General features: G+C 64.3%; 20 protein-coding genes and 1 tRNA gene. 16 read left to right on the top strand and 5 right to left on the bottom strand.

The genetic code is table 11. The annotated features are described in order from the left end of the window. Positions 1–59 precede the first annotated feature (59 nt). From BN1119_RS03800 to alr, 11 genes are all read left to right on the top strand, one after another. On the top strand, positions 60–1,097 hold the full coding sequence (locus BN1119_RS03800) for a YcjF family protein (protein WP_041994151.1): 1,038 nt from the start codon (positions 60–62) through the stop codon (positions 1,095–1,097). Between the two features lie 192 nt (positions 1,098–1,289). After that, positions 1,290–2,084 (top strand): phenylalanine 4-monooxygenase, encoded by a 795-nt coding sequence (gene phhA / locus BN1119_RS03795; protein WP_041994511.1) that lies wholly within the window; start codon positions 1,290–1,292, stop codon positions 2,082–2,084. Between the two features lie 46 nt (positions 2,085–2,130). Beyond that, on the top strand, positions 2,131–2,469 hold the full coding sequence (locus BN1119_RS03790; protein WP_041994149.1) for a 4a-hydroxytetrahydrobiopterin dehydratase: 339 nt from the start codon (positions 2,131–2,133) through the stop codon (positions 2,467–2,469). 165 nt (positions 2,470–2,634) lie between these two features. After that, positions 2,635–4,182 (top strand): transcriptional regulator TyrR, encoded by a 1,548-nt coding sequence (tyrR, locus tag BN1119_RS03785; protein WP_041994145.1) that lies wholly within the window; start codon positions 2,635–2,637, stop codon positions 4,180–4,182. Between the two features lie 226 nt (positions 4,183–4,408). Then, positions 4,409–4,963 carry a regulatory sequestration protein YfiR gene (locus tag BN1119_RS03780; RefSeq protein WP_041994142.1) on the top strand — a complete coding sequence of 185 codons (555 nt, stop codon included), beginning with the start codon at positions 4,409–4,411 and terminating at the stop codon, positions 4,961–4,963. Continuing rightward, positions 4,960–6,231, top strand: coding sequence for a diguanylate cyclase DgcN/YfiN (locus BN1119_RS03775; RefSeq protein ID WP_041994140.1), 1,272 nt, complete (start codon positions 4,960–4,962; stop codon positions 6,229–6,231). Before BN1119_RS03780 ends, BN1119_RS03775 begins: the two co-directional genes overlap by 4 nt. After that, the gene (locus BN1119_RS03770; RefSeq protein ID WP_041994138.1) at positions 6,228–6,707 is read left to right on the top strand and encodes an outer membrane lipoprotein YfiB; all 480 of its coding nucleotides are present in this window, start codon (positions 6,228–6,230) and stop codon (positions 6,705–6,707) included. The genes BN1119_RS03775 and BN1119_RS03770 overlap by 4 nt, the downstream gene beginning before the upstream one ends. A gap of 169 nt (positions 6,708–6,876) precedes the next feature. After that, positions 6,877–7,992, top strand: a complete 1,116-nt coding sequence (locus BN1119_RS03765) for an ATP-NAD kinase family protein (protein ID WP_041994135.1) — start codon at positions 6,877–6,879, stop codon at positions 7,990–7,992. A gap of 102 nt (positions 7,993–8,094) precedes the next feature. Beyond that, the gene (locus BN1119_RS03760) at positions 8,095–8,373 is read left to right on the top strand and encodes a YfcL family protein (RefSeq protein ID WP_041994133.1); all 279 of its coding nucleotides are present in this window, start codon (positions 8,095–8,097) and stop codon (positions 8,371–8,373) included. 99 nt (positions 8,374–8,472) lie between these two features. Continuing rightward, complete coding sequence (locus BN1119_RS03755; protein ID WP_041994131.1) at positions 8,473–10,137, top strand: AMP-binding protein; 1,665 nt, start codon at positions 8,473–8,475, stop codon at positions 10,135–10,137. 410 nt (positions 10,138–10,547) lie between these two features. Continuing rightward, positions 10,548–11,612, top strand: coding sequence for an alanine racemase (gene alr, locus BN1119_RS03750; RefSeq protein ID WP_041994129.1), 1,065 nt, complete (start codon positions 10,548–10,550; stop codon positions 11,610–11,612). Positions 11,613–11,722: 110 nt separating this feature from the next. Here the strand turns inward: alr and BN1119_RS03745 are convergent, their stop codons facing one another. Then, complete coding sequence (locus BN1119_RS03745; RefSeq protein WP_041994127.1) at positions 11,723–13,408, bottom strand: aspartate:alanine antiporter; 1,686 nt, start codon at positions 13,406–13,408, stop codon at positions 11,723–11,725. 781 nt (positions 13,409–14,189) lie between these two features. Further along, positions 14,190–14,265, bottom strand: a tRNA-Asn gene (locus tag BN1119_RS03735). 132 nt (positions 14,266–14,397) lie between these two features. Between BN1119_RS03735 and uvrB the strand changes: the two genes are divergently transcribed. Next, positions 14,398–16,410: an excinuclease ABC subunit UvrB gene (gene uvrB, locus BN1119_RS03730; RefSeq protein ID WP_041994126.1), complete on the top strand. Its 2,013-nt coding sequence runs from the start codon at positions 14,398–14,400 to the stop codon at positions 16,408–16,410. Further along, positions 16,407–16,679, top strand: a complete 273-nt coding sequence (locus tag BN1119_RS03725; RefSeq protein WP_084205272.1) for a YkvA family protein — start codon at positions 16,407–16,409, stop codon at positions 16,677–16,679. Before uvrB ends, BN1119_RS03725 begins: the two co-directional genes overlap by 4 nt. Before the next feature lie 67 nt (positions 16,680–16,746). On the opposite strand, the gene ycaO is transcribed toward BN1119_RS03725, so the two are convergent. Further along, positions 16,747–18,507 carry a 30S ribosomal protein S12 methylthiotransferase accessory factor YcaO gene (gene ycaO, locus BN1119_RS03720; RefSeq protein ID WP_041994122.1) on the bottom strand — a complete coding sequence of 587 codons (1,761 nt, stop codon included), beginning with the start codon at positions 18,505–18,507 and terminating at the stop codon, positions 16,747–16,749. 301 nt (positions 18,508–18,808) lie between these two features. Between ycaO and BN1119_RS03715 the strand changes: the two genes are divergently transcribed. Further along, positions 18,809–19,507, top strand: a complete 699-nt coding sequence (locus tag BN1119_RS03715; protein WP_041994119.1) for a B3/B4 domain-containing protein — start codon at positions 18,809–18,811, stop codon at positions 19,505–19,507. A 78-nt stretch (positions 19,508–19,585) separates the two neighbouring features. Here the strand turns inward: BN1119_RS03715 and sugE are convergent, their stop codons facing one another. Next, a complete protein-coding gene (gene sugE, locus BN1119_RS03710; RefSeq protein WP_041994117.1) occupies positions 19,586–19,900 on the bottom strand; it encodes a quaternary ammonium compound efflux SMR transporter SugE in 315 nt (104 codons plus the stop codon). 337 nt (positions 19,901–20,237) lie between these two features. Here sugE and asd point away from each other — a divergent pair, with 337 nt between their 5' ends. Further along, positions 20,238–21,353 carry an aspartate-semialdehyde dehydrogenase gene (asd, locus tag BN1119_RS03705; RefSeq protein WP_041994115.1) on the top strand — a complete coding sequence of 372 codons (1,116 nt, stop codon included), beginning with the start codon at positions 20,238–20,240 and terminating at the stop codon, positions 21,351–21,353. Positions 21,354–21,495: 142 nt separating this feature from the next. On the opposite strand, the gene BN1119_RS03700 is transcribed toward asd, so the two are convergent. Then, on the bottom strand, positions 21,496–22,659 hold the full coding sequence (locus BN1119_RS03700) for a trans-sulfuration enzyme family protein (protein WP_041994112.1): 1,164 nt from the start codon (positions 22,657–22,659) through the stop codon (positions 21,496–21,498). 381 nt (positions 22,660–23,040) lie between these two features. Between BN1119_RS03700 and BN1119_RS03695 the strand changes: the two genes are divergently transcribed. Continuing rightward, positions 23,041–24,357: GGDEF domain-containing protein (locus tag BN1119_RS03695; RefSeq protein ID WP_041994110.1), on the top strand; the 1,317-nt coding region annotated here is incomplete at its 3' end.

Below are 24,357 nucleotides of genomic sequence, written 5' to 3'. Positions count from 1 at the left end.
CAGGGCAAGACGCCCCGGATCCATGCCCCTGAGTCCCAGGCGGCACGAGGAGAATCATCATGAGTGAACCTAGCCACAAGCCCGGATTGCAGGGCAGGGTCGTGCTGGAGGAGAGCCTCTCCTCCCCCGAGCCTGCGCCCCTGGCCCGGGCTCGCCTGCTGGAAGAGGAGAGTTTCGAGGCCCTGGAAGCCCTGGATCCCCTGACCGAAGTGGCACCCGCGCTGACGGTGCGGCCCCGCCGTCGTCACCGCTTGCTGGCCTGGGGGCTGGGGGCGGTCGGCCTGTTGTCCTTGGGTCAGTTTGGCCGCTTTCTCTACGACAGCTTCCTGAGTTCCCCCTTCTGGGGCGGGGCCTGGCTGCTGGCCTCCGGTCTGGTGCTGGCGGGCACCGCCACCGTGGCGGGGCGCGAGTGGCTGCGGCTGCGCAAGCTCAAGCGGCGCCAGGATGTGCGCTCCAGGGCCGAGGATCTGCTGGCCCATCAGGGGGTGGGGCAGGGGCTGGCCTTCTGCGAGGCCCTGGCCGCAAAGAGTGGCGACAAGGGGCGGGAGGGCTATCAGACCTGGCTGGCCCAGCAGGACGAGAGCCACAGCGATCGGGAGGTGCTGACCCTCTACAGCCAGCTGGTGCTGACCGAGCGCGACAAGCTGGCCCAGGCGCGGGTGGCCAAATGGTCGGGGGAGGCCGCCGTGCTGGTGGCCCTGAGCCCGCTCGCCACCGTCGACATGATGCTGATGCTGTGGCGCAACCTGCGGATGATCGAGGACATCGCCGATGTCTACGCCATCGAGCTGGGCTACTGGAGCCGCATTCGCCTCATCCGTCAGGTATTTCGCAACATGCTCTATGCCGGCGCCACCGAGCTGGTGACCGAAGTGGGCATGGATCTGCTGGGGGCCGAGCTCACCGCCAAGCTCTCCGCCCGGGCTGCGCAGGGGGTGGGGGCGGGTCTGCTGACGGCAAGGCTCGGCCTGCGCACCATGGAGGCCTGCCGCCCGCTGCCCTGGTGCGCGGACGAGAAGCCCAGGCTCTCCGAGATGCGCAAGGGGCTGGTGCGCAAGCTGGCGGGTTACCTCAACGGCGAGCGCTCCGCCCCCTGACAAACCGCCTTGTCACATTTTCTTTACATTCAGGTGCGGTCAGTCGACCCGGGGTCGGCTGCTTTTTCAGGAGGCAAATCGTTACAGTGATCCCATGAGGTGTCGCTTTCGCCCCCTCGCTATAACCCAGTCGGCGCCAAGGAAGGCAGGGGGGGAGAGGCACCATGGCCACAGATGCAGCAGGATGCCAGCATGGGAACTCACTACCGCGCCCACCAGCCGGATGGCCGGGGGTTTATCGATTACAGCCAGGAGGAGCATGCCACCTGGCAGACCCTGATCGAGCGCCAGCTGCCCTGTCTCGCCGGGCGCGCCTGCGCCGAGTACCAGGACGGACTGAGCCTGCTCGACTTGCCCCGGGATCGCATTCCCCAGCTCGGCGAGATCAATGCCGTGCTCACCCCCTGCACCGGCTGGTCCGTGGTGGCGGTGCCTGCGCTCATCTCGTTTGACCGCTTCTTCGAACTGCTCGCCCATCGCCAGTTTCCGGTGGCCACCTTCATCCGGCGCCGGGAGGAGCTGGACTACCTGCAAGAGCCGGACATCTTCCACGAGATCTTCGGCCACTGCGCCATGCTGACCAACCCCGCTTTCGCCGACTTCACCCACACCTATGGCCAGCTGGGACTGGCGGCTAGCAAGGAGGAGCGGGTCTTCCTGGCGCGGCTCTACTGGTTCACCGTGGAGTTCGGTCTGCTCCAGAGCCCGGAGGGACTGCGCATCTATGGGGGCGGCATCCTCTCCTCCATCGGCGAGACCAGCTATGCCCTGTCGGGCGCGCCGCGCCTCGCACCCTTCCGGCTGCTGGACGTGCTGCGCACCCCCTATCGCATCGACATCATGCAGCCGATCTATTATGTGCTGCCGAGCCTGGACAGCCTCTACCAGCTGACCCGGGAGGAGATACTGGCCAATCTGGTGCAGGCGAGGGCGCTGGGGCTGTTCGCCCCCGCCTATCCTCCCAAACCGAGCAGGGCCGCCGGCTAGGGCCGCCCCGTCACGTCGTATTCGTCATAGCAAACAGGAGAGAAAGATGTCCCAATTGGCAAACCAGCACTGCGAGGCATGCCGCGCCGATGCCCCCAGGGTGAGCGAGGAGGAGCTGGCTGAGTTGATGCGCGCCCTGCCCGACTGGCAGCCGGTGAGCGAGCAAGGGGCGCTGCAACTGCGCCGGGAGTTCACCTTCGGCAACTTCAAGGAGGCGCTGGCCTTCACCAACCGGGTCGGCGAGCTGGCCGAAGCGGAATTTCACCACCCCGGCATACTGACCGAATGGGGCAAGGTGACGGTGAGCTGGTGGACCCACAAGATCCATGGCCTGCATCGCAACGACTTCATCATGGCGGCACGCACCGACGCGCTGCTTGACTAGGGCCAGGTCGCCGGGGCCGTGCCCCGGTGCCGCGGCGTCATGACGGCGGGCCCGCCCGGAGCAAATCGGGGCGGGCCCGCATTTTTGCCGGGCAAGTCTCGCGCTGGCGGGGGCGAGACGTTATTATCACGCCCATCATGAAGTTAGCCAGGAAGTGTGTCTCGAATGCGTCTTGAAGTCAGCTGTGAAGACCGCCTGGGGTTGACCCGGGAATTGCTCGATCGTCTGGTGGAGCACAACATCGATCTGCGCGGCATCGAAATCGATACCACAGGCATCATCTACCTCAACTTCCCCGAGCTGGAGTTTCGCGACTTCCAGCATCTGATGCCGGAGATCCGTCGCATCCCCGGGGTGCACGACGTCAAGACCATCCCCTATCTGCCCTCGGAGCGGGAGCATCACGAGATCCGCGCCCTGCTCAAGGCGTTGCCGGATCTGGTGTTCTCCCTCGACAGCCGTGGCCGCATCACCCAGGTGAACCAGTCGGCCCTGACCACCCTCAATCTGCCGCTGGCGGAGGTCAAGGGACAGCCGCTGGGCTCCCTGCTCAAGGGGTTTGCCTTCACCCGCTGGCTGGAATCGGCGGACATCAAGCCCCAGACCTGCAAGCTGAGCCTGGGGGGAGAGGAGTACCTGGCGGATCTGATGCCGCTGTTTGTGGCCGAGGAGAAGGGCAGACAGGCCCTGGCCGGCGCCGTGGTGGTGCTGAAATCCGCCCGCCGGGTCGGCCTGCATTTCAGTGCCCTCCATGCCATCGAGGTGGGGGGCTTCGAACATCTTCAGGCCGAGAGCCCCAAGATGAAGCAGGTGCTGGCCCAGGCCAGCAAGCTGGCGATGCAGGATGCCCCCTTGCTCATCGTCGGCGAGACCGGCACCGGCAAGGAGCTGCTGGCCCGCGCCTGCCACGGCGCCAGCCTGAGATCCAGCCACCCCTTCATGGCCCTCAACTGCGCCGCCATGCCCGATAACGTGGCCGAGAGCGAGCTGTTCGGCTATGCCCCCGGCGCCTTTGGCAACAACACCGAGGGCAAGCGCGGCGTGCTGGAGCTCGCCAGTGGCGGCACCCTGATGCTCGACGAGATTGGCGACATGTCCCCCCATCTGCAGACCAAGTTCCTGCGGGTGCTGCAAGACGGGGTGTTTCGCCGGGTCGGCGACGAGCAGGAGGTGAAGGTCAATGTGCGTTTCATCTGCACCACCCAGAAGCAGCTGCTGGATCTGGTGGCGGAAGGCAGGTTTCGCGAAGATCTCTACTATCGCCTCAACGTGCTGAGCCTGGGGTTGCCGCCCCTGCGCGAGCGCAAGGCCGACATCATGGCCCTGGCCCAGCAGTTCGTGGCCCGCTTCGCCAGCGAGTTGCAGCGTCCCAAGCCGCGTTTCACCCGCAACATGGCCGAGTATCTCACCGCCTACCGCTGGCCCGGCAACGTGCGCCAGCTGCGCAACTGCCTCTATCGTGCCATGACCCTGCTGGAAGGGGACGAGATTGGCCCGGAGCAGATCGATCTGCCGGTGGCCCAGGAGGCCATGCCGCTCATCGACGAGTGGTTCGAGGGAGACTTGGACGAGGCGGTCAAGCGCTTCGAGAGCCGCTTGCTGGCACGTCTCTACCCGGCCTTCCCCTCGACCCGCCAGCTGGCCAAGCGGCTCGGGGTTTCCCATACCGCCATTGCCAACAAGCTGCGGGAGTACGGCATCGGCAAGAAATAGCGCCGCGTCGCCAGGTGGACAGGAAACAGGAAGAGGGGCCGTCAGGGCCCCTTGTCTTGTCTGCTCCGGCCTGGGTCGGGAGAGTCTCGGGAGCCGCGACGCCCCCATTTTTGCCGGCGGAAGCGGTGAAAATTTGACAGAAGGTGACCGGCTGCGGTTTCGTCAGGCTAACTCTCTCTTGCGGGGCCGTGTTAGGATCTGTTCGGCTATTAACATGAACAACTTTATGCATCTATCCTATCTGCTCCAGCTGCTGGGGGGCCTCTGTCTGCTGGCGAGTTCGCTGGCACTGGCCGACACCCAGCCCCCCCATCGCATCGCCAACCAGGCCGAGCTGCGGGTTGACCATGTGCGCCAGACGGTGCTCGATATCCTCAGCTATACCCGCTGGCCGGTGGAGCCTGCGGTCTTGCGCATGTGTGTGGTGGGCCCCACCGAATATGCCGACGGCCTGTTTCAGATCAGCCACCAGGCCAATGGCCGTGTGGTGAGCGTGCGCCGTTACAGCGCCGGGGATCCCCTGATCCCGGCCCAGTGCGATGTGCTCTACCTGGGCACCCTGACCGAGGAGGAGCGCCTGACCCTGTTCGCCCGCCTGCGGGAGTACGCCATCCTCAGCGTCAGCGAGCAGGGCGGTGCCAACGCTGCCAACAGCGTCTTCTGCCTGCGGGTGAGTGACGATCGGGTGCGCTTCAACGTCAATCTGGATGCCCTGGCCCTGAGCGGGGTCAAGGTTCATCCTGCCGTGCTCAAGCTGGGCCGGTCCGGGGGCCTGCCATGATCGCCTTCTTTCGGCTCGGCAAGCAGCGGCTCTCCCTGCGTCAGAGCCTGGACCGTACCCATCTGATGGTTTCCCTGACCGGGGTCTGCCTGGTCGGCGGCCTGCTCACCTGCGTGGCCCTGCTCTCCCTGCGTTTCTACACGGATCACAATCTGGACCTGGTGGCCCGCGCCATCAGTTACACCACGGAAGCCGCCGTGGTGTTCGAAGATGGCGAGGCGGCGCGCGAAGCGCTGCAGAACATCGCCTCCCGGGAAGATGTCGCCGAGGTGAGCATAGTGCTCAGCTCGGGAGAGGTGCTGGCGACCTGGACCCGACACGCCTCCCAGCCCTGGTTTGCCCTGGAGCGGCAACTGGCGGAACTGGTGCTGCCCGGTCCCATCATCTTGCCCATGGCCCACAACGGCCGCGAGATAGCCACCATCAAGCTGGTGGGCCATGGCCAGTATCTGCTCAGCTTTCTGGTCCAGGTGCTGGCGGCCATGCTGATCTGCATGCTGCTCAGTACCCTGGGCGCCCTCTACATCGCCCGCCTGATGCAGCGCTCCATCACCAGCCCCTTGCGCTCCCTGGCGCGGGTGGCGCACGGGGTGAGCCGGGAGCGCTCCCTCGCCCTGCGGGTGCCGGCGGCGAGCATCACCGAGCTCGATACCCTGGGTCAGGACTTCAACTCCCTGCTCGACGAGCTGGAGGCCTGGCAGGCCCATCAGCAGCGGGAGAACGCCAGCCTGCTGCACCAGGCGACCCACGACAAGCTGACCGAGTTGCCCAATCGGGCACTGTTCGAGGCCCGTTTGCAGCAGGCGGTGCTGGCGGGGCTGCGCCATGACGAGCGCTTCGCCTTGCTCTACCTCGATTGCGACAACTTCAAACCGATCAACGATACCCTGGGTCATGGCGCAGGGGATGAGGTGCTGGTGGCCATTGCCCGTCGGGTGCAACACCAGCTCAGGCCCCAGGATCTGGTGGCGCGCCTGGGGGGCGACGAGTTCGTGGTGCTGCTGAGCGCCATCTCGGCGGATCAGGAGGTCAGCGACATCATGATGCGGATCCGCCAGGCCATGGCCGAACCCGTCGCCCTGAGCGATGGTCACCGCCTCGATTGCACCCTCAGCATAGGGGCGGCCTATTTTCCTGCCGATGGCCAGACGGCCGAGGCCCTGCTGCAACATGCGGATCACGCCATGTACCTGGCCAAGCGTCAGGACAAGGCACGGCGTGCCCGACAACAGAAGGTTCACACACCCACAGAGGAAAAGAAGCAATGAAGATGGTTATTCGCACCGCCCTGGCCGGGATCCTGCTGGCGCTGCTTGGTGGCTGCGCGGCCCAGACAGGGCTGAGCGCCGAGCAGATCGCCATGCTCAAGGAGCAGGGGTTTCGATTGACTGAGGAGGGCTGGACCCTGGATCTCTCCAATCGTGTCCTGTTTGCCAATGACGTGGGCCGGCTCAGCGACCAGACCAGGGGCACGGTCGAGAAGCTGGCCGACAGCCTGCAGCTGGTGGGGCTGAACCGGGTGCGGATCGAGGGCCATACCGATACCAATGGTCCGGCGGATTATAACCAGCGGCTCTCCCTCACCCGGGCCCAGTCGGTGGCGGATGTCATGGTGGCCGCCGGCATGAAGCCCGGGGATCTGATCATCCAGGGGCGGGGAGAGGTCGAGCCCATCGCCGACAACAAGACCCGGGAGGGGCGTGCCCAGAACCGGCGAGTCTCCATCGTCGTCCCCAGCCAGTAACCGGGGGCCGTGGCGCCCGGGCGCCGGTGTGTGATGCAAGAGAGGGGTGCCCAGGAGCGCCCCTCTTGTCGTTGACGAGCAGGGGGAGCCTGCGTTTTTGCCCCTTGTGCCCGGGCGGGCGCTGGTTAGAATAGCGGCCACTATCGGACAGGATGCAGGGAGAAGAGCCATGTTTCGGCTAGGAGTGATCATCAACCCGGTCGCCGGCATAGGGGGTCAGGTTGCCCTCAAGGGGAGCGACGGCATGCTGGCCGAGGCCCTGGCCCGGGGGGCCGTGCCGAGGGCCAATGAACGGGCCCGCCTGGCACTGCAACCCCTGCTGGCACTGTCGCGCCCGTTCGAGGTGGTGACCGTGGCCGGGGAGATGGGGGAGCGCCTGGTGACCGAGCTTGGCCTGAGCCACAGCATCATCTATCGGCCAGCGGCCCCCCAGACCACCCCGGAGGATACGCGGGCGGCGGCGCGGCGCATGCTGGAGGCCGGTGTGGATCTGCTGCTGTTCGCCGGTGGGGATGGCACGGCGCGGGACATCTGCGCCGAGGTGGGGGAGCGGCTCCATGTGCTCGGCATCCCCGCCGGTTGCAAGATCCACTCCGGTGTCTACGGCGTGACCCCCCAGGCCAGCGGCCGGGTGGCTGCCCGCATGATAGAGGGGGAGTTGCTCAGCCTCATGGAGGGGGAAGTGATGGACATCGACGAGGCGGCCTTTCGCGAGGGGAGGGTGCGTGCCCGCCACTATGGCCAGCTCAAGGTGCCGGGGGATCTGCGCTACGTGCAGGCGGTCAAGCAGGGGGGCCGGGAGAGCGAGGAGCTGGTGCTCGAGGAGATCGCCGCCGAGATAGTGGAGCAGATGGCACCCGATACCCTCTACCTGATGGGCTCGGGGGGCACGGTTGCCGCCTGCATGGCGCACCTTGGCCTGGAAAATAGCTTGCTCGGTGTGGATCTGGTGGAAAATGGCCGGCTGATCGGGCAGGATCTGGGCGCCCGCGAGATCCTGACCCGGATCCAGGGCCGTCGCTGCCAGCTGATCGTGACCCTGATCGGCGGTCAGGGACACCTGTTTGGCCGCGGTAATCAGCAGCTCAGCCCGGAGGTGATCCGGGCGGTCGGTCTGGACAACATCCAGATAGTGGCGAGCAAACGCAAGCTGGCCCTGCTCGACGGACGCCCCCTGCTGGTGGATACCGGTGACGAGGTGCTGGATCGGGCGCTGTGTGGTTATCGGCGCATCATCACAGGATATCGGGATCAGGTCATCTATCCGGTGGCCAACCCGCAATAGCACTGCAAGGATGCGGCTGACCCTGTGGCGCCCGGTCAACCGGACCTGGGCTCCACCCCAACGTTATCTTGCCGGCCACCCCGGCGAATGAGGCTGCGTTAAATGACGATTCATGATTTTGAGCACAAGTTGTTGGAACTGATAGACAGCATGGTGGCCACGGCGACCGATGACGAGCTGTTTGCCGGGGGCTATCTGCGAGGCCATATTTCGCTGGCGGTGGCCCGGGCCGAGCTGGAGGGCAAGACCCTGGTGCGGGATGTGAAGAGCTATGTGCTGCGCAGCCTCAACGAGGCGATCCTGCAGGGGGAGCTGTCGGAGCAGGATGAGACCCTGGTGCAGGGTATGTGGAAACGGCTGCAACTGCAGGCAGAAGCTTGATCCCAGACACAATTCAAACACAAGTTTAAGATTGGTGCTTTCCCGAAAGTTAACAAAAGGTTAATAATAAATAACCTCATCTGTTTCAGGGAAAGCACCATGACCAGCGCCTCCACCATCGCCCAGCGATTGCCCCTCGACATGCTCTATCACTGGGAGCAGCACTGTCCGGATCGGATCTACCTTCGTCAGACCATCAACCGTCAGTACCACGACTTCAGCTGGGCCAGGGTGGCCGATGAGGCCCGTCGCCTGGTGACGGCCCTGCGCGCCATGGGGTTCGAGCCGGGGGACAAGATTGCCCTGCTCTCCAAGAACTGTGCCCAGTGGTTCATCGCCGATCTGGCGATGCAGATGGGCCAGTATGTCAGCGTGCCCATCTATCCCACCGCCAACGTCGATACCATCGAATATGTGCTGCGTCACAGCGAGGCCAGGGCCGTGTTCGTCGGCAAGCTGGACGACTGGCGCAGCCAGGAGCCGGGTCTGCCAGCGGATCTGCCGCGCATCGCCATGCCCTATGACACCATGCCGGCCCAGCATCAGTGGGAGGCCCTGCTGGCCAGTCACGAGCCGGCCCGGGATCTGCCTGCCCAGCGTGGCGAGGATCTGCTGAGCCTGGTCTACACCTCCGGCAGTACCGGCAAGCCCAAGGGCGCCATGCTCAGCGTCGAGCGTTACGCCTGGTCCTGCGAGAAACTGGTGGAGGCGGTGGGGCTGAGGGAGCAGGATCGCGGCTTCTCCTACCTGCCCCTGGCCCACATCACGGAGCGGGTCTACATCTATGGCGGCAGCCTGTTCAGCGGCGCCGAAATCAGCTTCCCCGAGTCCCTCGACACCTTCATCGACGACGTCAAACGCTGTCGTCCCACCGTCTTCATCTCTGTGCCTCGTCTGTGGGCCATGTTCCGCATCAAGATCCACGAGAAGCTGCCCCAGAAGAAGCTGGCGTTGCTGCTCAAGATCCCCCTCGTTTCCGGCCTCATCAAGCGCAAGCTGCAACAGGGACTGGGGCTGGATCAGGCCAGGGTGCTGGGCTGCGGCTCGGCTCCGGTGGCCCCGGCACTGCTGGCCTGGTACCACAGCATAGGCCTCAACATCACAGAGGCCTGGGGCATGACGGAGAACCATGCCTATGCCACCCTCAACTACCCGTTCCGGGCCGACAAGATAGGCACGGTCGGCAAGGCGGGGCCCGGGGTGCGCATCCAGATCTCCCCGGAAGGAGAGATCCTCTGTCGCTGCGAGGGCATGATGCTGGGCTACTACAAGGATCCCGAGCACAGCAGTGAAGCCATCGACACCGAAGGCTGGCTGCACACGGGGGACATGGGCAAGCTCGACAGCGAGGGCTATCTCACCATCACGGGGCGGATGAAGGATGTGTTCAAGACCGCCAAGGGAAAGTACGTGGCTCCGGTGCCCATCGAGGGGCTGCTCGGACAGGATCCCATCATAGAGCAGCTGTGTGTCATCGGTTACGGCATGCCCCAGCCCATCGCTCTGGTGCAGCTGGCCGAGCGGGCCATGCAGGGAGAGCATGCCGAGATAGAGGCTCAGCTGGAGGCGGCGCGGCAACGGGTCAACGGCCAGCTGGAGGCCCATGCCAGGCTGAGGGGCATCCTGGTGGTCAAGACCCCCTGGAACATAGAAAACGGGGTGCTGACGCCGACCATGAAGATCCGCCGTCATCTGCTGGAACAGAAATATGCCGAGCTGGGGGAGCAGTGGCCGGCCGATCGCAACGTGGTGTGGGAATCCTGATCCCTCCCGCCGCGTTATTCTCCGAAAGCCCCGCCATGCGGGGTTTTTTCATGGCGGAAGACAGGTGGGGAGCACAATGGCAGCGCGATGGACTGCGTAGTGGCGCTGTTTGTGGGGTATTGTTTTACATATGCATGGAATGACCAGTAATGATATCTATCACATGTCATTTTTGTGGTTTGTTATTTTGTTGATTATGTGTTTTTCTTGTTAAAAGAGCGCAAAAAGCTGTAACCCCTATCGTATACTGCCTCCATCGTGAACCGGCCCACTGGCGAACCTTCGTCCAGCCTGGCAGGCCGGGGATCCATCATCAGCCGTCTCCCAATTTTGCGAACCACAGGGATCGCGAAACGGCGTTGTTTTGCCCGATATCGCCGCGGGTAGCGGCGAGTGAACAGGAGGTTCCAGTGAGAGCGGAGATCAGCGTCGCGGCGCTACGGCACAACGTGAAGGTATTGCAGGCCCAGGCGGGGGATCGCCGGATCATGGCGGTGCTCAAGGCCAACGCCTATGGGCATGGCATGGTGCAGATGGCGCAGGCGCTGGCCGAGGCCCCGGCGTTTGCCGTGGCCCGTGTCGATGAGGGGATCCAGCTGCGCCGCCATGGCATCAGGCAGCCCATCCTGGTGCTGGGCGGTTTCCATGATGGGCAGCAGCTGGCCCAGATGGCCGAGTGGGAATTGCAGACGACCCTGCACTGCCACGAACAGGTGACGCTGCTGGAGCAGGCGGCGCCGAGCCGCCCCGTCACCCTCTGGCTCAAGATAGACACGGGGATGAACCGGCTCGGGATCCGGGGTGAGGAGCTGGCCGCTGTGCTGGCGCGCCTCGCGCGCTGCCCTGGGGTGACGCAGCCGGTGCGGCAGATGACCCATTTTGGCCGCGCCGACGAGCTTGACTGCGAGGCGACGGCCGAGCAGATCACCCGTTTTCATGCCCTGACCCGCCACCTGCCGGGGGAGAAGGCCCTGGCCAACTCGGCCGGGCTACTGGGCTGGGCCGATGCGCTGGGGGACTGGGTGCGGCCCGGGCTCGCGCTCTATGGCATCTCCCCCTTCGCCGGTGAGAGCGGACGGGATCGCGGGCTGCGTCCCGTCATGACCCTCAAGAGCCGGCTGATGGCGGTGCGCGACTGTCCGGCCGGGGCCCCTGTTGGCTATGGTGCCCACTGGCACGCCCCCCAGGTCACCCGGCTCGGGGTGGTGGCAACCGGCTACGGGGACGGTTATCCCAGGCTGGCGCCGACCGGGACGCCCATGCTCATCAATGGTCGCGAGGTGCCGATCGTCGGGCGGGTCTCGATGGACATGCTGACCGTGGATCTCGGCCCGGCGGCGACCGATCGGGTGGGGGATGAGGTGGTACTGTGGGGGGAGGGGTTGCCGGTCGAGCGGGTAGCCGAGCACATAGGCACCATTCCCTACGAGCTGGTGACCCGGTTGACCGGGCGGGTCGCATGGCAGATGTGCTGAGTCGCCAGCTGGCAACAGGCCGCCCGTGGGCGGCCTTTTTGTTGTCATGGTGCGCAAGGAGACGCCGCAGAGGAACACGTCTCCCTGGGGAGACGTGATGGCAGGGGGCGCTAGAACCAGAAGCCGATGATAAAGGAGCCCGCCAGGGTCAGCATGACGTTGGCCACCGCATAGGTGCCCGCATAGCCGAGCGCCGGGATCGAGCTGTTGGCCGCCTCGTTGACCACGTCCATGGCCGGGGCGCAGGTGCGGGCCCCCGTGATGGCCCCCAGCAGCAGGGCCGGGTTCATCTTGAGCACCCAGACCCCAAACAGGTAACCCACCAGCACCGGCAAGGTGGTCACCAGCATGCCGGAGAAGAGCACCACGGCCCCCACCTGGCTCAGATGATCCAGGATGCCGCTTCCCGCCTTCAAGCCCGTGCTCACCATGAAGACGGCGAGGCCCAGATCCTTGGCCAGGCGCAGGGCGCCCGGCGGCACATAGCCGACCGTGGGGTGGTTGGCGCGCAGGTAGCCCATCAGGATCCCCGCCAGCAGCAGGCCGACGGCGTTGCCCAGACCAAATTCAATCTGGCCGAACACCAGGGAGACGGAGCCGATGAGCAGGCCAAGCACGAAGAAGGTGGCGAAGGCCACCAGATCCGTGGTCTGGCTGTGGATGCTGATGAAGCCTATCTTGTTGGCCAGCTGCTTGACCCTCTGCTTCTCGCCGCTGATCTGCAGCACGTCGCCCTTTTGCAGCATGATGTTGCGATCGAACGGCATCTCTATCTGGGAGCGCACCACCCGGTTGAGGAAGCACCCCTTCTCGGTGAGATTGAGCTCCACCAGATGGCGGCCCACCACGGCATCGTTCTTCACCACGATCTCTTCGGTGACGATCTGCAGGTCAAGCAGGTTGCGATCGAACACCTCCTTGCCGTTGCGGTAGTTGACGTCCAGCTTCTCGTGACTCTCGGGATAGCCCACCAGGGCGATCTCGTCCCCTTCCTGAATGACGGCGTCCCCATCGGGGCTGGCCAGTATGCCGTTGCGGCGAATGCGCTCCACATAGCAGCCGGTGTGGGGATAGATGCCGGTTTCCCGCAGGGTACGGCCACCTATCCAGGCGGCGAGCTCGGGACCGACCCGATAGGCGCGGATGATGGGCAGGTAGGTCTTGCGATTCTCGCTGTCCGACAGGCCCCGCTCGCGGGCGATCTTCTGGGCCTCGGTGCTGAGATCGAGCCGTGCCATGGCGGGGAGGTAGCGTACCACCAGCATCAGCCCCACCAGCCCCACCAGATAGGTCAGCGCATAGCCGATACCCATGTTGTCGAGCACGGCGCGCATGTCGGTCTCATGGGGCAGGTTGAGCAATCCGCTGCGCAGGGCATCCTGGGCCCCCACCAGCGCCGGTGTGGAGGTGAGGGATCCCGCCAGGATGCCGGCGGCCATGCCGGGCCCCAGGTTGAAGAACTTGGCCAGCCCCACGGTGAGCAGCAGGGCGGTCAGCAGGATCACCAGGGTCAGGGTGATGTAGTGGATGCCGTCGCGCAGGAAGACGCTAAAAAAGTGCGGTCCCGCCTCGATGCCGACGCAGAAGATGAACAGCATGAAGCCGAGGTTTTCCGTGGTGGCGGAGAACTGGAAACCCATCTGGCCGAACAGCAGGGCGGTGAACAACACGCCTATGGTGTTGCCTATCTGGAAGTTGCCGACCCGCACCTTGCCCAGCAGCAGGCCGAAGGCCAGTACCACGAACAGCAGCAGGGAGTCGCTTTGGTGTAGCAGTGTCACGAAATCTATGGTCATGCCCGGAATAACCGAGGAAAAAAGTGGGGCCGGTATTGTGCCGGATCCCTCGCCAATAAAGAAGCGCCGGATGGGACAAATCGGCATCTCGGGCGGGTGCCCCGTTCGGGGGCATGGGGTTTTCACCCTCTCGGGTGAGAGAGCGAGTTTTTCCGTCTGTCAGAGCCGCTGTCAATGAGTGATTCGTGCTGTCTGGCCCCCGGCGAGACGCAGGTCGAGGCGGCGTTTAGAGAATGCTGCCCGGGGCGCGATTTCGTCCCCATAACAGAGCATGATGCTGCCGGATTGGCACAGGGGAGCGCCCCTTGGGCGGCTTGGCCACCTGGTCCCATGCCCCGCTGACCCATGGCATCTGGGCTTGCCAATCAGGCATCAAAAAAAGTGGCGCAGCCAGGCCATTCTGCTCGCGCAGCCTCTGGCTGCAAAACAGCAGAAAATCGGGTTGACCCGGGAGGGGGAGGGGAAGCAGGGCCTGAATGGGCCAAACGCAGGCGCCGTCTGGGCTTGGGGCACTTACCCACAGATTCTGTGGATAACCCTGTGCGTGAAAATTGAAAAAGGGGCGCCAGCCCTTGCTGCTACTGGCCTGGAAGCCCTGTTCAAAAAATACCGGCTAAAATATGTTTCTATAAAAATCAAATAGTTAATGGCGGCAGCACAAAATACTGACGGGGGAGCAAGGGATGCAAGGGGAGTGAAACGCGAGTCAAGATGACTTGTGCATTAAATTTGGCAGAGGGGGGCACTAAAGTGGATAACTTGCACCGAGATGGTGAGGAATTGGCTCCCCCGACTGGACTCGAACCAGTGACATACGGATTAACAGTCCGCCGTTCTACCGACTGAACTACGGGGGAACATCAGGCAAGGAGGAGCACTATACAGATAGCGCCACGTCGGGTCAATAGCCGCCCGGGGGTGGAGAGCGATACCCGTCACGGGGAAAGTCGGGGTACACTTGCGCTTTGCTTTTCTTGTCCGGAGTCTTCATGAGCAAGTCGTTTCAACTCGTCAGCCAGTTCTCCCCTGCGGGGGATCAGCCGGCCGCCATCAGCCAACTGCTTGAGGGGATAGAATCCGGACTCGCCCACCAGACCCTGCTTGGGGTAACCGGCTCGGGCAAGACCTTCACCATGGCGAACGTGATAGCGACCCTGAACAGACCCACCATGATACTGGCGCCCAACAAGACCCTGGCCGCCCAGCTCTATGGGGAGATGAAGGAGTTCTTCCCCGAGAACTCGGTGGAGTACTTCGTCTCCTACTACGACTACTACCAGCCGGAAGCCTATGTGCCGACCACGGACACCTTCATCGAGAAGGATGCCTCCATCAACGATCACATCGAGCAGATGCGGCTGTCGGCCACCAAGGCACTGCTGGAGCGGCGGGACGTGATCATCGTCGCCTCGGTGTCAGCCATCTATGGCCTGGGGGACCCCCAGGCCTACCTGAGCATGATGCTGCACCTCAAACTCGGCGACATCATCAACCAGCGAGACATACTGCGTCGCCTCGCCGAGCTGCAATACAGCCGCAACGACCTGGCCTTCCAGCGCGGCACCTTCCGGGTGCGGGGGGAGGTGATCGACATCTATCCGGCGGAATCGGACAAGCTGGCGCTGCGGGTCGAGCTGTTTGACGAAGAGATAGAGCGACTCTCCCTGTTTGACCCCCTGACCGGCGCCATCGAGCAGACGGTGGTGCGTCATACCATCTATCCCAAGACCCACTACGCCACCCCCCGCGAAACCATCCTCGGTGCCATCGATCACATCAAGGAGGAGCTCAAGGGGCGGCGCGAACAGCTGATCTCCCTCAACAAACTGGTGGAGGAGCAGCGCATCAGCCAGCGCACCCAGTTCGACATCGAGATGATGCAGGAGCTGGGCTACTGCTCGGGCATCGAGAACTACAGCCGCTACCTGTCGGGGCGCGCCCCCGGCGAGCCGCCCCCCACCCTGTTCGACTACCTGCCGGGGGATGGTCTGCTCATCATCGATGAGTCCCATGTGACCGTGCCGCAGATAGGCGCCATGTTCAAGGGGGACAGATCCCGCAAGGAGACCCTGGTGGAGTACGGCTTCCGCTTGCCCTCTGCCCTGGACAACAGGCCGCTCAAGTTCGACGAATTTGAGGCCCTGATGCCACAGACGGTGTTTGTCTCGGCCACCCCCAGCCCCTATGAGCTGGAGAAATCCGGTGGTGATGTGGTGCAACAGGTGGTGCGCCCCACCGGCCTGCTCGATCCCGTGATTGAAGTGCGTCCGGTCGGCACCCAGGTGGACGACCTGCTCTCCGAGATCCGGCTGCGGGTGGCGGTGGACGAGCGGGTGCTGGTCACCACCCTGACCAAGCGGATGGCGGAGGATCTCACCGAATACCTGGCGGATCACGACGTGCGGGTGCGCTATTTGCATTCGGACATCGAGACGGTCGAGCGGGTCGAGATCATCCGCGATCTGCGGCTCGGCAAGTTCGATGTGCTGGTGGGCATCAACCTGCTGCGCGAAGGACTCGACATGCCGGAGGTCTCCCTGGTGGCCATACTGGATGCCGATAAAGAGGGCTTCCTGCGCTCCACCCGTTCACTGATCCAGACCATTGGCCGGGCCGCTCGCAACCTCAACGGCAGGGTTATCCTCTATGGGGATCGCATCACCAACTCCATGAAAGTAGCCATCGAGGAGACGGAGCGGCGCCGCGCCCTGCAGCATGCCCATAACCTCGAGCACGGCATCACCCCCAAGGGCCTCAACAAGGCGGTGGGGGACATGATGGACATGGGGGGCAGCCGCATCTCGGGCAAGGCTGGCAAAGGGAGTCGCAAGGCCGCCGAACCGCAAGGGGAGTACCATGCCCGTACCACCAGCGAGATCACCAAGGAGATCAAACGCATGGAAGAGCAGATGTTCCAACATGCCCGGGATCTGGAGTTCGAGCAGGCCGCCGCCCTGCGCGACAGCATCCAGCGACTGCGCCACGAGTTGATCGAGAGTTGAGGCCGTTGCGCACTCTGCTGGGGATTGGGCCCAGACTGCGCCGCCTCTATCTGGGCTTTCGTCACCCGGATACGCCCCTCTGGGCCAAGGGACTGGCGCTGCTGGTGCTGGTCTACGGCATCAGCCCCCTGGATCTGGTGCCGGACGTCATCCCCCTGTTCGGCTGGCTCGACGATCTGACCCTGTTCGCCTGGCTCATCTGGGGGTGGGAGTCCTGCCTGCCGGCCAAGGTGCGCCAGGCCATCGCGCAGCAGACCAGGTCGAAATAGCGCGGCCCATCCTCCGGCCATAAAAAAACCGGACCCATAGTGGGTCCGGTTTTTGTTTGCCTCAGGGTTACTGCCAGTTGGCGGCACCCTTGGCCACTTGCAGCTTCTGGTAGGCGGCCAGCAGCTTCTGGTGCAGCGGGAACTGGCTGAGGGATTGATCCGCGCTCGACAGCCCGTGGAAGCGGGCCTCGCCGCTGGCGTGGGCCCACGCCTGCGCCAGGGTCTGCTCGCCATACATGCGGGTGAAGACGGCGCGGTACTGCTCGGGATCGCGATCCGTGTCCAGGAACAGCTCGACACAGCTCTTGAGGGCGCGATAGTAGTTGGCGCGATCGGCCGGGAACACCGACTGGTTGTACTCCATGGTCCAGTTGATGAGATCCAGCGCCGTTTCCAGCTCGCCAGCGGCCAGGGCCAGCATGGCTTTCAGCTCGCCGATCCGCAGGGTGTGCAGGGCGGTGCCCTTGGCGGCGGCTATGCCGAGCAGCTCGCGCACCCGGGTACGCTCGTCGTGCCCTTCCTCTTCCAGCTGGTCATAGAAGGCCATGTACTGCTCTGAGTCCCACTCCAGGGAGGGCAGGGCCAGTATGGTTTCCCTCAGGTGGGCGCCCATGGTGTTGTTGGCCAGCAGCAGATCCTCGGCCGGGTAGATGTCGGACATGCCCGGCACCAGGATGCGGCAGGCGTAGACGCCCAGGTGCTCGTAGTCGGCGATGTAGACCGGTTGCTCCAGCTCGTGGAAGATGCCGAGCAGGTGGTCGAACTCCTGCTGGGAGGTGCCACGAAAATCCCAGTCGGCAAATTCGAAGTCGGACTCCTGCTTGAACAGATCCCAGCTGATGAGGCCGGACGAGTCGATGAAGTGGGTCTCCAGGTTGTGGTGATCCGCCACCTGCTCGTTGTCGAATGACGGCGGCACGAACACATCCAAATCCTTGAGGCCACGGCCCTGCAGCAGCTCGGTGACGGTGCGCTCGAAGGCGACCTCGAAGCGCGGGTGGGCGCCGAAGGAGGCAAAGCAGGTGCCGTTGTTCGGATTGAGCAGCACCACGCAGATGACCGGATAGCGGCCGCCGAGGGAGGCATCGAAGCTGTAGATGGGGAAGCCTTCGGCCTCCAGCGCGGCGATGGAGGCGGCAATGCCGGGGTAGCGGGCGATGACCTCGCTCGGGATCTCGGGCAGGCTGATGGCCTCGGCGATGATCTTGTTCTTCACGTGGCGCTCGAACACCTCGGACAGCGCCTGGGTGCGGGCCTCTGTCTTGGTGTTGCCGGCGCTCATGCCGTTGGAGACATAAAGGTTGCCGATGATGTTCATCGGGATGTAGACGGTCTGATGGTCGGACTGGCGCTCGAAGGGCAGGGCGACGATGCCGCGCTCCTCGTTGCCGGACTGCAGATCCACCAGCATGTCGGCGGTCACTTCACCGTCCGGGTTGTAGAACTTGCGGGTGAAGGAGTCGAGCAGACCGGCCGGCAGCTGATCTCCCTCGATGGGGAACCACTTCTCGTTCGGGTAGTGGACGAAGTCGCCGTTCGCCACCTGTTCACCCAGATAGAAGTCGGCGAAGAAGTAGTTGGTGGAGAGACGCTCGAAATACTCCCCCAGGGCGGACGCCAGAGCCGCCTTCTTGCTGGCGCCCTTGCCGTTGGTGAAGCAGAGGGCGCACTCCTTGTCCCGGATGTGCACGGACCAGACGTTGGGCACCGGGTTGAGCCAGGAGGCCTCCTCGATGTCAAAGCCCAGGGCCTGCAACTTGGTCTGGAACCGCTCGATGGAGTCTTCCAGCGCCGCGTCCTTGCCGGGAATAAAAGTGTGGTCGGTCATCACAATGTCCTGATGTTTATTGGCTCATGTTCGGCCGCAGATAATAGCATGAGTGGCGGGGAAAGCGGCCAGGACAATCCCGCTCCTGGGGCGGGTCAGGGGGCGGCCAGCGGGCGTGGAGGGAGTGGAGCATCAGTTTTTCTTAACAGACTTAAGAAAAAGTAGATTTTTTTATCTCAGGCCATCGCCCATCATGGGCCCCTCTGATGGCTGCGGGGCGAGCAGGCGCCCATGCCCGCATGTCAGCCATGGCCACCTGCTCGCCTCCGCCGTCGCCACGATTCACCCACAAGGAGCGACCATGCCCTTCATGACACCACAGATTGACCCCAGGGTGGTCGCCCTGGCCCCGGGGTTCCGGGCCCTGAGCATCCGGGTCGAGGGGGCCGCCATCGTCGATCGCAGGGTCGGCACGCAAGCGTTGGCCCGGGCCTGCCAGTCCGTGGCGGCGGGCGGGGCCCCCTGGGCGCAGGCGCATCTGTCCGCCTGGGATCAGGTGTTCAAGCGCTTCGGGGCCAAACCATCGCGCACCCCCTGCTCGGCACAGGCGCTGCGCAAGCGGGTGCTGCGGGAGGGAAGCCTGCCCAGCATCGATCCCGTCGTCGATCTCTACAACGCCATCAGCGTCGAATACGCCATCCCGGTCGGTGGCGAGGATCTTGCCGCCTATGAGGGGGCGCCGCGCCTCATCATCGCCGATGGCACCGAGCTGTTTGACACCATGAAGGAAGGGGTGCCTGGCCAGGAGCGCCCGGAGCCCGGCGAGGTGGTCTGGTGTGATGACAGAGGCGTGACCTGTCGGCGCTGGAATTGGCGCCAGGGGATCCGAACCCGGCTCAGCGCCGAGTCCGGGCAGATGTGGTTCATCCTGGAAAGCTTGCCTGAAATGCCGCTGGCGGCGCTGCAGGAGGCCGGGGATAGGCTGATGGACGGCTTAAGGCAGATGATGCCGGCAGCCCGGATAGAGAGCGCACTGCTAGCCAGCCCAGGGGGCTCATGAGACGACGCAGCGGCCACCTTGGGTGGCCGCTTTTATACGCAGTGATGGGGAGTGCCGGGGCGGCACTCCCCATCACTATCAGCCGATCAACTTGAGCCCCAGGATACCGCCGATGATCAGCAGCAGGCAGAGCACACGGGCCAGGGTGGCCGGTTCGTTGAACAGCCAGATCCCCATCAGCACTGTGCCGACCGCGCCTATGCCGGTCCAGACCGCGTAGGCGGTGCCAAGGGGCAGCTGCTTCACCGCCATGGCGAGCAGCAGCACGCTTACCCCCATGGCGCCCAGGGTCAGCAGGGTGGGGAGGGGACGGCTGAAACCCTCGGTATATTTGAGGCCAATGGCCCAGGCGACCTCGAACAGGCCGGCGACGAGCAGCAGGATCCAGGACATGATGTGCATCCAGACGGGGCAGGGTCGTCCCTGCGAGGTGGTGGGCAACGGGGTCGTCCCCGCCGGGCCAAGGGCCGTGTCGCGCCATCTTGCCAGAACGGGATTGGCCCTGCCAGGGGGTCTGTCCGGCCCCGTTGGCGGGTATTGCAGCAACTGGCAGAGAATATTGCATAAATCGACTTGCGCCATTCGCCACAATCCGTAATGTGGATAGACACATTTTTCGCAGCAGAATTTTACCCGTCAGGCCCCCGGGCTTCGCCATGTGGCGGTGGCCCTCCCGGGCCGGATGGGTAGAGGATCCGCACTATTTAGCAGCTATCCAGGGTAGGACATTATGAAAAAAGTAGGTTTGGTCGGTTGGCGTGGCATGGTGGGTTCCGTGCTGATGAGCCGGATGCAGGAAGAGCAGGATTTTGCGCACATTCAGCCCACCTTCTTCACCACCTCCCAGGCCGGTGAGGCCGCCCCCAACTTCGGTGTCGATGCCGGTCTGCTCAAGGATGCCTTCAATATCGAGGCCCTGGCCGAGCAGGAGATCATCATCACCGCCCAGGGGGGCGATTACACCAAGGATGTCTATCCACGCCTGAAAGCCGCCGGCTGGCAGGGGTACTGGATCGATGCCGCCTCCTCCCTGCGCATGGAGCAGGACGCCGTCATCATCCTGGATCCGGTCAATGGCGAGGTGATCGAGCAGGCCCTGAACGAGGGGGTCAAGACCTTCGTCGGCGGCAACTGCACCGTCAGCCTGATGTTGCTGGCCCTGGGCGGCCTGTTCAAGGCCGAGCTGGTGGAGTGGGTGAGCGTGGCCACCTATCAGGCGGCCTCCGGCGGCGGCGCTCGTCACATGCGGGAATTGGTGACCCAAATGGGCATGTTGCGCGATGAGGTGGCGGTGGAGCTGGCGGATCCCGCCTCCGCCATCCTGGATATCGAGCGCAAGGTGACCGAGAAGACCCGCTCCGGCACCCTGCCGGTGGACAACTTCGGCGTGCCGCTCGCCGGCAGCCTGATCCCCTGGATTGACACCCGGCTCGACAATGGCCAGAGCCGGGAAGAGTGGAAGGGTCAGGCGGAGACCAACAAGATCCTGGGGATCGACGGTGCCGCCATTCCGGTGGATGGCCTGTGCGTGCGCATCGGCGCCCTGCGCTGCCACAGCCAGGCCTTCACCATCAAGCTGAAAAAAGACGTGCCGCTGGCGGAGATCGAAGCCCTGCTGGCCGCCCACAACGATTGGGTCAAGGTGATCCCCAACGAGCGCGACATCAGCGCCCGGGAACTGACCCCGGCCGCGGTGACCGGCACCCTCAATATCCCCGTGGGTCGCCTGCGCAAGCTGAACATGGGCCCCGAGTACCTGGCGGCCTTCACCGTGGGTGACCAGCTGCTGTGGGGCGCCGCCGAGCCGCTGCGCCGCATGCTGCGCATCCTGCTGGCCCGGGGTTGAGCCAGGGGGCTCGTCGACACTGGGGCCTGGTGCCTCTATCGTGCCCCTTGCGATCAACGGAGCACGGGGCGGATAACGAAAAAGGGAAGGCATCTGCCTTCCCTTTTTGCTGCCCAGGCCGTCTGCGCCGGGAGGCTGGCCCTCAGATCAGGGCCAGGGCCGCCGCCAGATCGGCGATGAGATCGTCGGCGTCTTCCACCCCTATGCTGAGGCGGATGAGACTGTCATTGACCCCAGCGGCGAGGCGGCTCGCCTCATCCATGGCGGCGTGGGTGGTGCTGGCCGGGTGGCAGGCCAGGCTCTCGAGATCGCCGAGGCTCACCGCCTGCACGAACAGTTGCAGGTTGTCGAGCAGGGTGGCGCAGCGCGCAAAGCCCCCTTCCAGCTCTATGCTCACCATGGCGCCAAAGCCGCTGGCGAAGGCGCCGAGGGCATCATGGCCCGGATGGCTGGCAAGGCCCGGGTAGATCACCTGCTTCACCGCCGGATGGGCCGCCAGGAACTCGGCCACCTTCTGGGCGTTGTGCAGGTGGGCATCCATGCGCAGGGGCAATGTCTTGACCCCGCGCTGCAGCAGGTAGGCCTCCTGGGGGCCTATGGGGGAGCCGATGTGCTTGAGGGCCACGGTGCGCACCGTTTTCATCAGCTCATGACGACCCGCCACCACCCCGGCGATGATGTCGCCGTGACCGCCGAGATACTTGGTGCCGCTGTGCATCACCAGATCGACCCCGAGCTCCAGGGGGCGCAGCAGATAGGGGGTGAGGAAGGTGTTGTCACACACGCTGATGGCGCCCACCTTGCGGGCCGCCTCCACCACCACCCGCGGATCCACCACCTTGAGGGTGGGGTTGGTCAGCGTCTCGAACAGCACCACCTTGGTGGCCGGGTTGATGTTGGCCAGCAGATCCTGGTCGCTCTGGTAGCCGGTGACTCGGATGCCGGCGCGGCTGAAGGTCTGCTTCAAGAACGCATCGGTACCGCCGTAGAGGGGGCCGACATAGGCCACTTCATCGCCGCTGTCCGCCAGGGCATACAGGATGGCGCTCACCGCCGCCATGCCGCTTGCCACCACCAGCGCCTCGTCGGCGCCTTCCAGCGCCGCCAGCTTCTGCTCAAGCTCGGCGGTGGTGGGGTTGCCAAAGCGGCTGTAGATAAAGCCAGGGGCCTGGCCTGCGAAGCGCTCCTTGCCCGCCTGGGCATTGACGTAGCTGAAGGTGCTGCTCTGGTAGAGTGGGGTGGTGAGGGCGCCGGTCTGGGGATCGATCCGTTGGCCGCTGTGTACGCTCATGGTCTTGAATTTCATCGTGTCTCCATCATGGCCATTCGATAGGCCCTTCATCGTTATGGGGGATGCCCCTGGGGCGGGATGCGCCGGGGGACACTGGGGGCGCTCCCTTGCCCGGTAGAGGGCACAGGGAGGACGCGCTCGCCGCCAGGGGGCTCACGGCGGGACGCCTCCTGGCACCGGGGCGCCGTTGGCCGCCATCTGAATGGGCTGCAATAGTATTCATTCGGAAAAAGATATCAAAACAACAAATAATTCTTACTTATAGATAAATATCGAAATAGTGTTCGATTTTTGTGTCAATTTTCTGTCTGTCAGCCAGATTGGGGCACGCCGGACTTGGAGTGGGGGAGTCACTCCCTTACTATCGAGGCTCATTTGTTGCGCATGGAGACTGTTTTGACTCTCGATCCTGGGGCCACTGGCCCCTCATCCCAGACCGACCCGGGCGCGGGTCCGCTCCTCGCCTCTCTGGCCTGCCTGCTGCTTGTCAGCGTCTTGCTCACCTGGCTCGGGGTGGTGGCGCGCAGCGGTGCCAGCTTCTCTCTGCTCTGGCCCGCCAACGCCGCCCTGGTGGGGATACTGCTGCGTTTCTACCCGAGGGCGGGTCTGCTTCATCTGCTGATCGCCCTGCTGGGTTTCCTGCTGGTGGATGCCTGTTACGGCACCCCCTGGCGCAAGAGTCTGCTGCTCAATGGTGCCAATATCCTCACGGTCGCCATCGCCTGGCTCAGTCTGCGCCGTCAGGGCCTGGGGCCAGAGGGGCTGATCAGTGCCACCGCCATTCCCAAGCTCATGCTGCGCTGCCAGCCCGCCCTTCTGGCCGGCGCCCTGTGCGGCGGTGCCGCCGTGGTCTGGCTGGGGGGCGCGAGCGGCCTGAAGAGCACCATCATGTGGTATCTGGCCGAGCTGATTAACTTCTCCGTCTTGCTGCCCTCCCTGCTGACCCTGCCGGACTCCTGGCGCCAGTGCCGCCAGTCGCTGTGGCGAGATCGCCATTATCTGGGTCCTGCCCTGGTCTTGCTCCTGCTGGTGCCGCTGCTCCATCAGTATCTGAGTGGCCCGGGCCTGCTGGTGCTGCCGGTACCCGCCCTCATCTGGCTGGCGCTCTCCGGCAACCGCTTCTTCACCTGTCTGGCGACCAGTGCCGCTTCTCTCTACATGTTCACCGTGCTCGATGATCAGCTGCTGCACCAATGGAGCAAGGATGCGGCCACCGTCTATTCGTTTCGGGCCGGCATCACCATATTGGCGCTAAGCGCCATCACCACCGCCTGCGCCGTGGCCGAGCGGGATCAGCTGTTCGCGCGCCTGCAACAGGTGGCGAGCCATGACTACCTGACCGGGGTGCTCAATCGTGGTGCCTTCTGCGAGCAGGCCGAGCAACGGATGGCCCGCCATGGTGGAGCCCTGCTGTTGATCGACGTGGATCATTTCAAGAAGATCAATGATGAGTTCGGCCACCCAACCGGGGATACGGTGCTGATACGGCTCTGCCGACGACTGGAGACCCTGTTGCCGCCCCGGGCCCTGCTCGGCCGCATGGGGGGAGAGGAGTTTGCCGTCTGGCTGCCGACGGGGGAGCCGCAGGCGCTGCAGGCCCAGGCCGAACGCCTGATCCAGGGGGTGGCGGAGCCCCATCTGATGGAGGGGATGAGGATCACGGTCAGCGGTGGCTTGAGGCGGGCCCAGGGCGCGCAGACCCTGAGCGAGCTG

Origin of the sequence: Aeromonas bivalvium, from assembly GCF_000819765.1 — a bacterium.
Lineage (GTDB): Bacteria > Pseudomonadota > Gammaproteobacteria > Enterobacterales > Aeromonadaceae > Aeromonas > Aeromonas bivalvium.
This window is presented reverse-complemented; position numbering and strand designations above follow the sequence as displayed.

Bases quoted from the DNA above. Each gene is read 5' to 3' on its own strand.
- BN1119_RS03800 (WP_041994151.1), top strand. From the start codon at position 60: ATGAGTGAACCTAGCCACAAGCCCGGATTGCAGGGCAGGGTCGTGCTG.
- phhA (WP_041994511.1), top strand. From the start codon at position 1,290: ATGGGAACTCACTACCGCGCCCACCAGCCGGATGGCCGGGGGTTTATC.
- BN1119_RS03790 (WP_041994149.1), top strand. From the start codon at position 2,131: ATGTCCCAATTGGCAAACCAGCACTGCGAGGCATGCCGCGCCGATGCC.
- tyrR (WP_041994145.1), top strand. From the start codon at position 2,635: ATGCGTCTTGAAGTCAGCTGTGAAGACCGCCTGGGGTTGACCCGGGAA.
- BN1119_RS03780 (WP_041994142.1), top strand. From the start codon at position 4,409: ATGCATCTATCCTATCTGCTCCAGCTGCTGGGGGGCCTCTGTCTGCTG.
- BN1119_RS03775 (WP_041994140.1), top strand. From the start codon at position 4,960: ATGATCGCCTTCTTTCGGCTCGGCAAGCAGCGGCTCTCCCTGCGTCAG.
- BN1119_RS03770 (WP_041994138.1), top strand. From the start codon at position 6,228: ATGAAGATGGTTATTCGCACCGCCCTGGCCGGGATCCTGCTGGCGCTG.
- BN1119_RS03765 (WP_041994135.1), top strand. From the start codon at position 6,877: ATGTTTCGGCTAGGAGTGATCATCAACCCGGTCGCCGGCATAGGGGGT.
- BN1119_RS03760 (WP_041994133.1), top strand. From the start codon at position 8,095: ATGACGATTCATGATTTTGAGCACAAGTTGTTGGAACTGATAGACAGC.
- BN1119_RS03755 (WP_041994131.1), top strand. From the start codon at position 8,473: ATGACCAGCGCCTCCACCATCGCCCAGCGATTGCCCCTCGACATGCTC.
- BN1119_RS03745 (WP_041994127.1), bottom strand. From the start codon at position 13,408: ATGACCATAGATTTCGTGACACTGCTACACCAAAGCGACTCCCTGCTG.
- uvrB (WP_041994126.1), top strand. From the start codon at position 14,398: ATGAGCAAGTCGTTTCAACTCGTCAGCCAGTTCTCCCCTGCGGGGGAT.
- ycaO (WP_041994122.1), bottom strand. From the start codon at position 18,507: ATGACCGACCACACTTTTATTCCCGGCAAGGACGCGGCGCTGGAAGAC.
- BN1119_RS03715 (WP_041994119.1), top strand. From the start codon at position 18,809: ATGCCCTTCATGACACCACAGATTGACCCCAGGGTGGTCGCCCTGGCC.
- sugE (WP_041994117.1), bottom strand. From the start codon at position 19,900: ATGTCCTGGATCCTGCTGCTCGTCGCCGGCCTGTTCGAGGTCGCCTGG.
- asd (WP_041994115.1), top strand. From the start codon at position 20,238: ATGAAAAAAGTAGGTTTGGTCGGTTGGCGTGGCATGGTGGGTTCCGTG.
- BN1119_RS03700 (WP_041994112.1), bottom strand. From the start codon at position 22,659: ATGAAATTCAAGACCATGAGCGTACACAGCGGCCAACGGATCGATCCC.